Here is a 12,891-nt window from a genome sequence, read left to right as displayed (position 1 = left end):
ACCCATTCCTCATGGCGCTTCCAGTCCGACCCAAAGGAGGACGACATGCGCAGGATCACGATGTGGTTCCTCGCCACGATCGCCGTGGTGGTACTTCTCTTCAGCTACCGGACGTCGACCGGACCCGACAGCTCGCCGTCGGCCGGGACCCTCGGCGGCGCGAACGCGCCGGGCGTGGGGACCGCCACGCCGGTGGACCCCGGGACGTCAGCGGGCACCGTCGCCCGGTCCGGCTCCGCCACCGTCGCCGACGGCCCCGCCGTGCAGACGAAGCGGGGGCGAGTCCAGGTGCAGGCCAAGATCAGCGGCGGCCGGATCACCGACATCATGCCGCTGACGGTGCCGAGCGACAACAACCGCTCTCGCGACATCAACAAGAAGGCGGTGCCGCAGCTGCGCGCGGAGGCACTCGCCGCGCAGAGCGCGCACATCGACGCCGTGTCCGGGGCGACACTGACCAGCGACGGCTACACGGAGTCGCTCCAGGCCGCGCTGGACGGCGCTCACTTCCAGGCCAAGCCGTGACCAGGCAGGCGTTCGTCGAGCAGATCATGGGTCTGCCCGTCAGCGTGCATGTGCGCGGTCCCGGCGCGGACTCCCCGGCGGCGGCGGACGCCGTCGCCGGGGTCTTCGCCGAACTGCGCGCGATGGACGCCATCTTCAGCCCGTACCGCCCGGACAGCCGGTTGAGCGCGCTGAACCGGGGCGAGCCGGTCCAGGATCCGCTGGTCGACGTGGTGATCGACCTGTGCGAGCAGGCGCGGCAGCGTACGGGCGGCTACTTCAACGCGTACTTTCCCGAACCCGGCGGTGGCACCCGCTTCGACCCCTCCGGCCTCGTCAAGGGCTGGGCCGTGGAGCGGGCCGCGGAGCACCTCGAGGGGTACGCGTTCTACCTGAATGCCGGCGGGGACATGACGGTACGCGGATCCTGGCGCGTGGGCGTGGAGGATCCGGCCCAGCCCGACCGGCTCCTCACCGCCATCGAGGTCGTCGACGGCGCCATCGCGACCTCGGGCAGTGCACACCGCGGAGCCCACATCGTCGATCCGTACACCGGTGCCCCCGCCCTGGCCGTGCGCTCGGTCACCGTTATCGGCCCGTCTCTGACCTGGGCGGACGTGTACGCCACCGCAGCGGCAGCGCAGGGGCCTCAAGCGGTGACCTGGCTGGCCACGCTGCCCGGGTACGAGGCCCTGCTCGTCGGCGACGACGGCGCCCTGCGGGCCACGCCCGGCTGGCCGCTGCCCGAGTGACCGGCGCGTGGCGCGGGCCACGTTTCCCGGAGCCTCCGGCGGCATCCGGCCGGCTGGGGCGCACCATAGATACATGACGCATCCCACCGCCTCGGTGCCAGGCGCGCGTCCCGCCGCGCCGTCCGCGTCGGAGCGGGCCTACCAGCACCTCAAACGGGCCATCCTGGAGCAGGTCTACCCGGGCGGGCTGCTGGTCAGCGAGGGCGAGATCGCCGAGGCGACCGGGGTGTCCCGGACCCCGGTCCGGGAGGCGCTGCTGCGCCTGGAGGCCGAGGGCCTGGTCAAGCTCTACCCCAAGCGCGGGGCGCTGATCCGGCCGGTCTCGGCCCGGGAGATCGCCGACGTCGTCGAGGCCCGCCGCCTGGTCGAGCTGCACGCCGCCGAGCAGGTATGGCCGCGCCGGGCCGCCATCCGCGACGACCTGGCCCGCTGGCTCGACGAGATGCGCCGGGCCCACGCCGCCGGCGACGTCACCGCGCTGATGGCCGCCGACCGGGCGTTCCACGCCACCGTGGTGGAGGCGGCCGGCAACGAGATCCTCGCCGAGCTGTACCACCGGCTGCGCGACCGGCAGCTGCGGATGGGCGAGGCCAGCTTCCGGCTCTCCCCGGGCTGGGCCGAGGTGGCCCTCACCGAGCACGCCGGCCAGCTCGCCGCCCTCGACGGCGACGACCCGCGCGCCTGGCTCGACGCGGTCGGCGCGCACATCGACAACGCGGCGACCGTCCTGCGGACGCTGCGGTGAGCGCCGCCACCCCGCCGCCCGCCCCGCGCCGCTCCGCCGCCCTGGTCTTCGCGGTGGCCGTCACCGCGTACGTGGCCGCGGTCTTCCACCGCAGCTCGCTCGGCGTCACCGGGGTCGACGCGGCGGACCGCTTCCACATCAACGCCGCCGCCCTGGCCACCTTCAGCGTCGCCCAGCTCGCCGTCTACGCGGCCATGCAGATCCCGGTCGGGGTGCTGCTCGACCGGTACGGCTCGCGCCGGCTGCTGCTGGCCGGCGGCGCGCTCATGGTGGCCGGGCAGCTCTGCTTCGCGGTCGCCACCGACGTCCGGCTCGCCGTCGCCGCCCGGGTGCTGGTCGGCCTCGGCGACGCGATGACCTTCATCAGCGTGCTGCGGATCGTGGCGTTCTGGTTCCCCGGCCGGCGCAACCCGCTGCTGGTGCAGCTCACCGGCACGGTCGGGCAGCTCGGCGCGGTGCTCGGCGCCGTGCCCCTGGTGGCGCTGCTGCACCACGCCGGCTGGACGCCCGCGTTCCTGACCGCGGCGGCGCTCGGCGCGACCGTGCTGCTGCTGGTGCTCGTCGCCGTCCGGGACACCCCGCACGCCGAGCACACCACCGCGCTCGCCCCCGACCTGGCCACCGTACGCCGGCAGCTCGCCGACGCCTGGGCCCAGCCCGGCACCCGGCTGGGCCTCTGGACGCACTTCGTCACCCAGTTCTCCGGCTCGGTGTTCGCCCTGCTCTGGGGCTACCCGTTCCTGGTGCAGGGCCAGGGCTTCTCGCCCACCGCGGCGGCCGCCCTGCTCACCCTGATGACCGTGGTGACCCTGGTCTGCGGCCCGGTGATCGCGCACCTGTGCGCCCGGCACCCGTTCCACCGCTCGGTGGTGGTCTTCGCCATCACCGCCGGCACCGCGGCGGTCTGGGCGCTCGTGCTGGCCTGGCCCGGCCGCGCCCCGCACGGGCTGCTGGTGGCCCTGGTGGTCGTCCTCGCGGTCAACGGCCCCGGCTCGGTGATCGGCTTCGACTACGCGCGCACCTTCAACCCGGTGCACCGGATCGGCAGCGCCACCGGCATCGTCAACGTCGGCGGGTTCGTCGCCTCGATCCTGCTGATCCTGGCAGTCGGCGTGGTGCTCGACCTGGCCACCCCGGCCGGCCGGAGCACCCCGCCGCTGTCCGCGTTCCGCTGGGCGTTCGCCGTGCAGTACCTGCTCTGGGGCCTGGGCGCGGTGCAGGTGCTGCGCTACCGCAACGCCGCCCGCCGCCGGTACGCCGCCGACGCCGTGCCGGTGTCCGCCGCCATGGGAAGTCCGGTCACGTGAACCGGCGCTTGTGGGCCAGCGAGTCCAGCATCAGCGTCAGCCCGGCGCCGACCAGCCAGCTGTCCTTGGCCAGGCCGATGCCGGCCTGGGACGGCTTGAGGCTGTTCGCCTCCCGCATGCCGGGCGTCTTGAGATAGAGCTGCACCAGGCCGGCCCCGAAGGCGGTCAGCGCGGCGCCGGCCAGCAGCCCCGGTACGAACGGGGTGAGCAGCGCGGCGCCCAGCGCGATCTCGCCACGGGAAAGCAGCTTCGCGAACTGGTCCGGCGGGAACTGCCGCAGCTGGGGGATCGCGCCGACCGCCATGCCGTGCATGCCGGCGGCGGCCTCGCCCTCCAGGGACCGCTTGGACAGCCCGGAATTCAGGATGAACGCGCCGATGCTGAGCCGGAGCGGCGCTTGGGTCAACCTCATGATCACTCCCGTCGGTGCCGGAGAACCGGGCCACCGCGTACCCCGCGACGCGCGGGATAACCCGCCCGTCGACGCTGGGCCGCCGACGATGATCGGCGGTAGGTTCGCCTTGGAGCGAACGAAGGAGGCACCGTGGGTCAGGAAGTCCGGGGAGTCGTGTCGTTGCGCAAGGGCGCGCCGGTGGAGGTCACCACCATCGTGGTGCCCGACCCGGGGCCCGGCGAGGCGGTGGTCCGCGTCCAGTCCTGCGGGGTGTGCCACACCGACCTGCACTACCGCGAGGGCGGCATCAACGACGACTACCCGTTCCTGCTCGGCCACGAGGCCGCCGGCATCGTGGAGCAGGTGGGGGAGGGGGTCACCGACGTGGCCCCCGGCGACTTCGTGGTGCTCAACTGGCGGGCGGTCTGCGGGCAGTGCCGGGCCTGCCGGCGGGGCCGTCCCTGGTACTGCTTCAACACCCACAACGCCGCGCAGCGGATGACGCTGACCGACGGCACCGAGCTCGCGCCCGCCCTGGGCATCGGCGCGTTCGCCGAGAAGACCCTGGTGCACGCCGGCCAGTGCACCAAGGTCGACCCGTCCGCCCGGCCCGCCGCCGTCGGCCTGCTCGGCTGCGGCGTGATGGCCGGGCTCGGCGCGGCCATGAACACCGGCGGCGTGACCCGGGGCGACTCGGTGGCGGTGATCGGCTGCGGCGGTGTCGGCGACGCGGCGGTGGCCGGCGCGGCCCTGGCCGGCGCGACCACCATCATCGCCGTGGACACCGACTCCCGGAAGCTTGACTGGGCGCGGAAGTTCGGCGCCACGCACACCGTCAACGCCTCCGAGGACGACCCGGTCGAGGCGATCCGCGCCGCCACCGGCGGGTTCGGCGCCGACGTGGTCATCGACGCGGTGGGCCGTCCGGAGACCTGGAAGCAGGCCTTCTACGCCCGCGACCTGGCCGGCACCGTCGTGCTGGTCGGCGTACCCACCCCGGAGATGCGGATCGAGCTGCCGCTGCTGGACGTCTTCGGCCGGGGCGGCGCCCTCAAGTCCAGCTGGTACGGCGACTGCCTGCCCAGCCGCGACTTCCCGATGCTCACCGAGCTGTACCGGCAGGGCCGCCTCGACCTGGACGCCTTCGTCACCGAGGAGATCGCCCTCGACCAGGTCGAGGAGGCGTTCACCCGGATGCACCACGGCGACGTGCTCCGGTCGGTGGTGGTCTTCCCGTGACCGCCCGCGTCGACCACACCGTCACCTCCGGCACGTTCTCCCTCGACGGGCAGACCTTCGACGTCGACAACAACGTCTGGGTGGTCGGCGACGACGCCGAGTGCGTGGTCGTCGACGCCCCGCACGACGTGGCCGCCATCCGCGCGGTGATCGGCGACCGCCGGGTGGTCGCGATCCTGGCCACCCACGCCCACGACGACCACGTGCGGGTCGCGCCCGAGCTGGCCCGGGCCACCGGCGCGCCGGTGCTGCTGCACCCGGCCGACCGGGTGCTCTGGGACCTGGTCCATCCGGACACCCCGCCCGACGGCGAGCTCACCGACGGGCAGGCCGTCGAGGTCGGCGGCACCACCCTCCGGGTGCTGCACACTCCCGGCCACAGCCCGGGCGCGTGCAGCCTCCACGCCCCCGACCTCGGCGCGGTCTTCACCGGGGACACCCTCTTCGCCGGCGGGCCGGGGGCCACCGGCCGCTCCTTCAGCGACTTCGGCACCATCGTCGAGTCGATCCGCACCCGGCTGCTCACCCTGCCGCCGCAGACCGTCGTCCACACCGGACACGGCGACGACACCACCATCGCCGCCGAGGCGCCCCACCTCGACGAGTGGATCGCCCGCGGGCACTGAGACGGGCGCCGCCCGCCTCAGCGCTCGCCGTCGAGCACCGGCTTGACGTCGAGTACGGGGGTGCCGTCCACCGCCTCCAGGTCGGCCACCCGCAGCCGTACGCCGTCCACCTCGAGCACCCGCACCCGGTGCAGCCCGATCGGGTTGGGCCGGTGCGGCGAGCGGGTGGCGAACACCCCGGTCTCCGGGCGGGACACGTCCCCGCGCGGGTGCACCGCGAGCACGTCCCGCCGGGCCCGGTCCAACCAGGTCAGCACCAGCACGTCCGCGCCGGGCCGCAGCCCGTCCAGCGCCGGGGCGTACGCCGGGTCGAAGACCAGCCACGCCTCCGGCGCGCCCTCGTCGCCCTGCTTCGGCGCCGCCGCCGGATCGGTCAGCGGCGACTCGACCCGGCCGACCGGACGCAGCGTGGGTTCCGTTCCCGTCACGGGGCCTCCCGCAGCATGTGCAGCCGGACCGTGGTGCCGGCCGCGGTGGTGTGCACCAGCACCAGGTCGCACAGGGCGTGCACGATGACCAGCCCCCGCCCGCCGATGCCGTCGTGCGCCGGAGTGAGCCGGCCGGCGAGCGGGTCGGCCAGCCAGCCGTCGTCGTGGACCTCGCACACCAGGTGCCGGTCGGTGCACCACGCCTCGACGGTGCCGGCGCCGCCCGCGTGCGCCACGCTGTTCGTGGCCAACTCGGTGACCGCGATCTGCAGGTCGGCCACCCGGTCGGCGGACAGGCCGCCGGCCACCGCGTGGCCGGCGACGAACCGCCGGACCTGCGGCAGCGTCTCCAGGTCGTAGCGGAGCACCTCGACCGGCTCGGCCGGGGCGGGCAGCGGCTTGTTGTGCCGCTCGGTGACCACCGCCGGGGCGTAGCCGGCGAGGCGGCGGCACCCGCCCGCGTCGACCAGCAGCGGGTGCGTGCAGCGGGCCTCGGCGAGCACGGCGGGCTCGAGCCGCCCCGCGTCGTACGGGCACAGGATGCTCGCCGCCCGGCCCGCGAAGGCCCAGTTGATCGCCGCCTCGTGCTGGGCGCAGGCCCGGTACTCGTCGGCGCTGCGGCCGGCCCAGACCGGCTCGCCGATGATCCGGACCCGCCGACGGGGGTGCTGGTCGGCGAACGCCTGGAGCACGCACGGGAGGATCCGGCCCGGGTTGCGCCCCGCCTCGGTCATGTCGGTCCAGCCGACCGCGTCGGCCGCCGCGCCGACCGCCGCGCGGATCGTCTCCAGCTGCGGGCCGGGCACGGCCACCAGCACCGGCTCGTCCGCGGCGAGTCCCTCCTGGACGAACGGCACGGCGACCGCCAGCAGGCTGGTGGGGTCGGTGTAGAAGGCGAGTTCGTGGCGCAAGCCGGCCGGCGCGGGTCCGGCGGTCGCGCTCACGCCGGCCGCTCCGTCGACGCGTCGCCGAGCAGGTGCATCAGCCGGTGCAGCGCCGGCCGGCAGCCCACCAGCCGGATGCCGGCGGGGCCGGCCCGGTTCGCCCGGACCAGCGCGGTGGCGGCGCCCACGTCGGCGAAGCTCAGGTCAGAGACGTCCAGCACCGTCGGTCGTCCCGCCGCCCGCCGGGCGGCCGTCACGTCGTCCAGCACCGCGGTGAACGCCTCCCGGTTGCTCCGGTCCACCTGCCCCACCAGTCGCAACCCCGGCGGGTCGGTCGTCCGGTAGGCCCGCAGCAGCGGCGCCCAGGTCCGCGCCGTGTCCGGACCGGCCGTGCCCGGATGGGCCGCGGCCAGGGCGCGCATCCCGTCGGCCGGGAAGACCCGCCGGTCGTACAGGCACAGGCCGGCGACCCGTCCGTCCAGGAAGAGCGGGTTGAGCGCGGTCTCGTACCGGCGCAGGTCGTCCAGGGTGGTGCCGGTGCGCAGCACCCACGCCATGTCACCGCTCAGCCGGATCCCCGGGTAGCCCTCCTGCCGCGCGCGGTCGACCTCGTCGACCACGGCGGCGATCATGGTGTCCGGGGTCGGCCGGCCGCCGGTCGGGTAGACCTCCACGGCCGGCACGATGCGGAGCTGGCCGGCCGCCACGGCGGCCTCGGTCGGCACGCCGACGGCGTCGACCCGGGCGCGTACCGCCTGCGGCGGCGAGTTCTCGGTGAAGCAGACGACCTTGTGACCGAGGCGAAGACCGGTGGCGGCGAAGCGGCCGACGGCGTCGAGAGCCGCGCTCTCGTCCTCGTGCGTCCAACAGACGTGATCGCCCAGGCGGACCTGGTCGACCACGGTCGTAGCAGTCACGGTGCTGGCCTTCCCGGTCGGCGCGTCCCTCACTGTAGCGCCGGCCCGGTTCCGACTGAACCGCTCGCGATGCGCTTGTCGACGGCGGTGTTCCGGGGTTAACCTGGCGGCGGACCCGGATGCCGGCGCATCGCGCCACCCGGAGCCCACTCTCCCGAACGCGAAGGCCCGTCCGGCGCGTCGCCGATCCGGCCACCGCCCGCGTCCACCATCGGCGGGCCAGCCTCGGTCGGCCCGACACTCGCCCACGATCTCCGCAGGGCTGATCCGGCCGTCCGTCTCCGCATCGCGTCGCCCGCGGGCCGACCCGTTCGCAGCGCCTCGCGCCTGGCGCCACCCGCCGATCCGCCGTCGGTCCCTCGCTCTCCGTCGCGAGCCGTTCGGGCCGTGCGGGTCGTCGCCTCGCGTCTCCTGGGGCAACGGCCGTCCGGGCGGTGCCTTCGTCGCTCGGCGCGAGTCGCTCGAGCCCCGAACCACCCTCCCTTCGCCCGTCCCCTCCGGGGACGGCCACCAACCGAAAGGCACTCGATGACCGACACCTCCGCGCCGCTCCCGGTGAGCGGCATCGTCGACACGGTCGACGACCACGCACTGCTCCGGGTGGACGGCTACCTGCCCTCCGCCGCGGACGCCCACCTCACCGCCGGCCAACTGCGCCGGTACGGCCTGCGCCGCGGCGACCTCGTCACCGGCGCGGTCGCCACCACGCCCCACAAGGGCCGGCACGCCCCGCTGGTCCGGGTCGACACCGTCAACGGGACGCCTCCCGAGCAGGCCCGCCGGCGCCCGGACTTCCACCGGCTGACGCCCGTCCACCCGCAGGAGCGGCTGCGGCTGGAGACCGAGCCGAACGTGCTGACCACCCGGGTCATCGACCTGGTGATGCCGATCGGCAAGGGCCAGCGGGCGCTGATCGTCTCGCCGCCGAAGGCGGGCAAGACGATGGTGCTGCAGGCCATCGCGAACGCGATCACCCGGAACAACCCGGAGTGCCACCTGATGGTGGTGCTGGTCGACGAGCGGCCGGAAGAGGTCACCGACTTTTCTCGGTCGGTGAAGGGCGAGGTCGTCGCGGCCACGTTCGACCGTCCGCCGCAGGACCACACCGCGGTGGCGGAGCTGGCGATCGAGCGGGCCAAGCGCCTGGTCGAGCTGGGCCACGACGTGGTCGTGCTGCTCGACTCGCTGACCCGGCTGGGCCGCGCCTACAACCTGACCGTCCGCTCGGCCGGCCGCACCCTCTCCGGCGGCGTCGACGTGGCCGCGCTCACCCCGCCCAAGCAGCTGCTCGCCGCCGCCCGGGCGGTCGAGGAGGGCGGTTCGCTGACCGTCATCGCCTCGGCCCTGGTGGAGACCGGATCCGCCGCGGACAGCCTCATCTTCGAGGAGTTCAAGAGCACCGGCAACGCCGAGCTGAAGCTGGACCGGTCGCTGGCCGACCGGCGTACGTTCCCCGCCGTCGACGTGCGCGCCTCCGGCACCCGCCGGGAGGAACTGCTGCTCACCGAGGTCGAGCGGGAACGCCTGCGGGCACTGCGTTCCGCGCTGTCCGCACTGGACCGTCAGGCGGCCCTGGACCAGCTGCTCCGCCAGCTCGCCGCCACCGGCGGCAACGCCCACTTCTTCGCCCGCCTCGGTGCCGCCGCCCGCGGTTAGGATCTTCCGTCATGGACGATTCCAGCGACGGGCCGCCGACCGTACGCCAGCTGCGCCTCGTCGTCGAGGCGGAGGACTACGACGCCGCGGTCGCCTTCTTCCGCGACGCGCTGGGCCTGCCGGAGCAGGCGGCGTACTCGGGTGGCGACGGCGCCCGGGTGGTGATTCTGGAGGCGGGCCGGGCCACCTTGGAGCTGGCGAACCCGGCGCAGAAGCGGATGATCGACGAGGTGGAGGTCGGCCGCCAGGTCGCGCCGCGGCTGCGGGTGGCGTTCGAGGTGGACGACAGCCGGGCGGTGACCGAGCGACTCGTCGCGGCGGGCGCCACCGAGGTGGCTCCGCCGACGGTCACCCCGTGGCAGTCGCTCAACGCCCGCCTCGACGGCCCGGCGGGCCTGCACCTCACGGTCTTCCAGGAGCTGCGCGACCCGACCGAGCGGGAGGCCCTGGAGGGCTTCGGCACCGACGCCTGAGAATCCCCGTGGCGCCCCGCCCGCGGGCCCGGCGATACTCGGGCCCGTGCCCGACGTGATGTTGACCCCCGCACAGGCGGCCGCCCTCCGGTACGTCCACGACGTGGCCCTGCGGGATCAGCCGGCGGCGCTCGCCGTCATCGCCCGGCACCTCTCCGGCTCCGGCGCCGGGTACCGCTCCGAGGAGATCGTCGCGGCGGTGGCCGCACACGGCCGGCTCACCCTCAACTTCCATCCCGACCGGCTGCTGCGTGACGGCCGGACGGTGGCCGAGGCGCTCGACCAGGATGGCGTCTACCGCAGCCAGTTCGAGACGGGCATCTCCAACGGCGGCCTGACCGCGTTCCCCGGCGGCGACCGGGACCGCTGGGAGGCGGCGCTGTTCGGCGGGGCGTACCAGCGGCCCGGCGTGCCCGCCGCGGAGCGCCCGAAATACGGCGGCCTGAACCTGCTCGACCACCCGGACGGCGCCTGCCCCCGGTTCGGCTCCTGCCACCTGCGGCTGCGCCCCGCCACACTCGCGCGGGCGACCTTCAGCTTCGGCGACAGTCACCTCGGGCCGAAGGACCTCGGCACCGTCACGGCGTTCGAGCCGGTGCTCGCCGCACTGCTGGAGGCCACCGCCGAGACCGGAATCAGCTTGGGGGTGGCCGGCATGGACACCGGCACGCTGCTGCGGACGCTGCTGCGCCGCCGGGAGCGGGCGTCCGCGATGGCCGGGCGGGCACTGGACGACTACATCGAGGCGCAGGTGCACGGCGAGCTGAGCCTGGCCCGGGACGTCGAGGCCGTGGTGGTCGACCCCTCGTTCCGGAACACCGAGGAGGGGCGGATCCTCGCCGGGCTCGCCCGGCGGCACGGCTTTACGCTCCACTGGCACAGCGGGTTCGAACTGCCGGTCGACGGGATCGACGCCGAGTTCCGGGGGCCGGCCATCCCGCCGCTCGCCGCCCGGGTGCACGCCGAGTTCGCCGGCCCGGGGGAGCCGGTGCACGCCGCGCTGATCGGCCGGGCCGCCGCGTCGCTGGTGCGCGAGCCGCAGCGGTGGGCCGACCGCGGGCCGGCCGAGGTGACCCTCCAGCACCTCAAGCAGCTCTGGCACGTCCTGGTCCGGTTCGGCACCCCCACGACCGGCTAGGCCGGTTCACCGCCCGCCCGCGCTCCGCGTCCCGTACGTCGCGAATCCCGGGTGACCTGGACCGCAGCGAAGCCGGGCCCCCGCATTTCCGGAATGCCCGACACGTCGAGCTGGTTGTGTCCCCCGTACCGCCGGAACGCAAACCCGTACCGGCGAGTAGTTCCCCCGAGGGGCGCTCACCCCGGAGCGCGTCGTAACGATCGAAAGGGCAACCATCGTGAAGCAGCACTTCACTCGATGGCTCCCCGCCATCGCGAAGACCACCGTCGTGAAGACCGCCGTCGCGAAGGCCGCCACCGCGAGGACCGCCATCGCCACCAGCCCGAACCGCCGTACCGCGCTGACCCTCGCGGGCGTGGCCTGCCTGGGTGGGCTGGCGTTCGGCCCCACCGCCGTCGCCGCTCCGTTGACCGGCGGCCCGCACGCCGGCGCCCTGGCCGCCATCGACCTGGCCACCGGCAAGAAGCCGGGCACCGACACGGTGGAGTCCGACCAGACCACGGGCGGTGACAAGGTCCCCACCAAGGCCGACCAGCCCAAGCGGGAGCAGCTCATCCCGCACGGTGTCGAGGGCGCCCAGTCGCGCATCCCGCTCGACGACGCCCAGCTCGACAACGCCAAGGCCATCGTCAAGGCGGCCAAGGAGACCGGCGTGGGCGAGCGGGGCGCCGTGATCGGCGTCGCCACCTCGCTGCAGGAGTCGAAGCTGTACAACCTCGGTCACCTGGGCGAGTACAACGACCACGACTCGGAGGGCCTGTTCCAGCAGCGCCCGTCGTCCGGTTGGGGTACGTCCGAGCAGGTCACCGACCCGGACTACGCCAGCAAGGCGTTCTTCAACGCGCTGAAGAACGTCGGTGGCTGGCACGACCTGCCGCTGACCGCCGCGGCCCAGACGGTCCAGGTGTCCGCCTTCCCGTACGCGTACGCGCAGTGGGAGGAGCAGGCGGCGGACATCGTCCAGCAGCTCTGGTGACAAGACCCGCGAAGCCGGCCGGCCCCGACCAGGGGCCGGCCGGCTTCCGTCTGTCCTCACCCAGCGAACTCTCCAAGATCGCAGTTGGTTGGCGCGCGACCAATGTCCGGTTCGCGCCCTGCCCGGCGCGGTGAGTGGAACGCCATGGGTGCCTCCGGGGCGCGGATACATGCCGTTCCACCGACCGTCCCAGGCTGGGCGCGGTGTCCGGTTTATGCGGGTGGTCGGCGGCACCCCGACGGTGGAATGGCCGGCGGGCCGGGGTCGTTGTATCCGGGTGAACGACCGAGGAAGGCGCCCCGCCGAGGTGGGTGTGCCGGGCCCGGAATGATGGTGGCCGGCCGGTCGTTGTACATGGTCCCGGCGCGACGAAGAGGCTCCGCCCCGCGCGCCGGATGATCCCCCCAAGACTTTCCTGTTAGCGCCTGACGGTGCTTGCGCACAGCCGACCCCCATCGGTCTGGTGCGCCAACCCCCGAATGGAGCTTCTCTGATGAACACGATGCTGCGTAAGAGCGTGCTGGGTATTGCTGGTCTGGCTTTCACCGGTGGTGTGTTCGCCGGTCCGATCGCCGCCCACGCCGAGCCGGTGAACAGCACCAAGCCGGTGGCCGTGGCGGTGCAGGGTGACAAGCTGATCCCGCACGGCGTGCAGGGCGCCCAGTCGAAGATCACCCTGAACGACGAGCAGACCGCTAACGCCAAGGCGATCATCGCCGCCACGAAGAAGGCCGGTCTCCCGGAGCGGGCGGCGGTGGTCTCGATCGCCACGTCGCTGCAGGAGTCGAAGCTGGAGAACCTGGGCCACCTCGGCGACCGCAACGACCACGACTCGCTGGGCCTGTTCCAGCA

At 74.1% G+C, this 12,891-nt stretch carries 13 protein-coding genes and 2 pseudogenes; 11 read left to right on the top strand and 4 right to left on the bottom strand.

The window, feature by feature from the left end; translation table 11 throughout:
• The first annotated feature begins 45 nt into the window (after positions 1-45).
• The 4 genes from ABZV78_RS23325 (at position 46) to ABZV78_RS23310 (ending at position 3,308) form a co-directional block, all read left to right on the top strand.
• Positions 46-525 carry an FMN-binding protein gene (locus tag ABZV78_RS23325; protein ID WP_355641713.1) on the top strand — a complete coding sequence of 160 codons (480 nt, stop codon included), beginning with the start codon at positions 46-48 and terminating at the stop codon, positions 523-525.
• Complete coding sequence (locus ABZV78_RS23320) at positions 522-1,256, top strand: FAD:protein FMN transferase (RefSeq protein ID WP_355641711.1); 735 nt, start codon at positions 522-524, stop codon at positions 1,254-1,256. The genes ABZV78_RS23325 and ABZV78_RS23320 overlap by 4 nt, the downstream gene beginning before the upstream one ends.
• Positions 1,257-1,329: 73 nt before the next feature.
• On the top strand, positions 1,330-2,001 hold the full coding sequence (locus ABZV78_RS23315) for a GntR family transcriptional regulator (protein WP_355641709.1): 672 nt from the start codon (positions 1,330-1,332) through the stop codon (positions 1,999-2,001).
• Positions 1,998-3,308 carry an MFS transporter gene (locus ABZV78_RS23310; protein ID WP_355641707.1) on the top strand — a complete coding sequence of 437 codons (1,311 nt, stop codon included), beginning with the start codon at positions 1,998-2,000 and terminating at the stop codon, positions 3,306-3,308. Before ABZV78_RS23315 ends, ABZV78_RS23310 begins: the two co-directional genes overlap by 4 nt.
• Here ABZV78_RS23310 and ABZV78_RS23305 read toward each other — a convergent pair.
• Positions 3,301-3,720, bottom strand: a complete 420-nt coding sequence (locus ABZV78_RS23305) for a hypothetical protein (RefSeq protein ID WP_355641705.1) — start codon at positions 3,718-3,720, stop codon at positions 3,301-3,303. The two genes, ABZV78_RS23310 and ABZV78_RS23305, sit on opposite strands and share 8 nt — an antisense overlap.
• A 132-nt stretch (positions 3,721-3,852) precedes the next feature.
• Here ABZV78_RS23305 and ABZV78_RS23300 point away from each other — a divergent pair, with 132 nt between their 5' ends.
• Positions 3,853-4,941 (top strand): S-(hydroxymethyl)mycothiol dehydrogenase, encoded by a 1,089-nt coding sequence (locus tag ABZV78_RS23300; protein WP_355641703.1) that lies wholly within the window; start codon positions 3,853-3,855, stop codon positions 4,939-4,941.
• A complete protein-coding gene (locus tag ABZV78_RS23295) occupies positions 4,938-5,567 on the top strand; it encodes an MBL fold metallo-hydrolase (RefSeq protein ID WP_355641701.1) in 630 nt (209 codons plus the stop codon). Before ABZV78_RS23300 ends, ABZV78_RS23295 begins: the two co-directional genes overlap by 4 nt.
• Before the next feature lie 17 nt (positions 5,568-5,584).
• On the opposite strand, the gene tsaA is transcribed toward ABZV78_RS23295, so the two are convergent.
• The 3 genes from tsaA to ABZV78_RS23280 are packed head-to-tail and all read right to left on the bottom strand — an operon-like array spanning position 5,585 to position 7,796.
• Positions 5,585-5,995, bottom strand: a complete 411-nt coding sequence (gene tsaA, locus ABZV78_RS23290) for a tRNA (N6-threonylcarbamoyladenosine(37)-N6)-methyltransferase TrmO (protein WP_355641699.1) — start codon at positions 5,993-5,995, stop codon at positions 5,585-5,587.
• Entirely contained in the window at positions 5,992-6,939 is a 948-nt protein-coding gene (locus ABZV78_RS23285) for a sensor histidine kinase (protein ID WP_355641697.1), read from the bottom strand. The genes tsaA and ABZV78_RS23285 overlap by 4 nt, the downstream gene beginning before the upstream one ends.
• Entirely contained in the window at positions 6,936-7,796 is an 861-nt protein-coding gene (locus ABZV78_RS23280) for an MEDS domain-containing protein (protein WP_355641695.1), read from the bottom strand. Before ABZV78_RS23280 ends, ABZV78_RS23285 begins: the two co-directional genes overlap by 4 nt.
• 549 nt (positions 7,797-8,345) lie before the next feature.
• On the opposite strand from ABZV78_RS23280, the pseudogene rho reads away from it, so the two are divergent.
• The 5 genes and pseudogenes from rho to ABZV78_RS23255 all read left to right on the top strand — a co-directional run.
• Positions 8,346-9,452, top strand: a pseudogene (gene rho, locus ABZV78_RS23275) (transcription termination factor Rho); the annotation flags it as partial.
• Between the two features lie 11 nt (positions 9,453-9,463).
• Positions 9,464-9,925 (top strand): VOC family protein, encoded by a 462-nt coding sequence (locus ABZV78_RS23270; protein WP_355641693.1) that lies wholly within the window; start codon positions 9,464-9,466, stop codon positions 9,923-9,925.
• Positions 9,926-9,983: 58 nt separating this feature from the next.
• Positions 9,984-11,063, top strand: a complete 1,080-nt coding sequence (locus tag ABZV78_RS23265) for a DUF3626 domain-containing protein (protein ID WP_355641749.1) — start codon at positions 9,984-9,986, stop codon at positions 11,061-11,063.
• A 217-nt stretch (positions 11,064-11,280) separates the two neighbouring features.
• On the top strand, positions 11,281-12,039 hold the full coding sequence (locus tag ABZV78_RS23260) for a hypothetical protein (protein WP_355641691.1): 759 nt from the start codon (positions 11,281-11,283) through the stop codon (positions 12,037-12,039).
• Positions 12,040-12,532: 493 nt separating this feature from the next.
• A pseudogene (locus ABZV78_RS23255) lies at positions 12,533-12,891 on the top strand (hypothetical protein); the annotation flags it as partial.

Origin of the sequence: Micromonospora sp. NPDC004540 (genome assembly GCF_040610095.1) — a bacterium.
Lineage (GTDB): Bacteria > Actinomycetota > Actinomycetes > Mycobacteriales > Micromonosporaceae > Micromonospora.
Note: the sequence above shows the minus strand (reverse complement) of the source record. Positions and strands in the feature narration are given on the sequence as shown.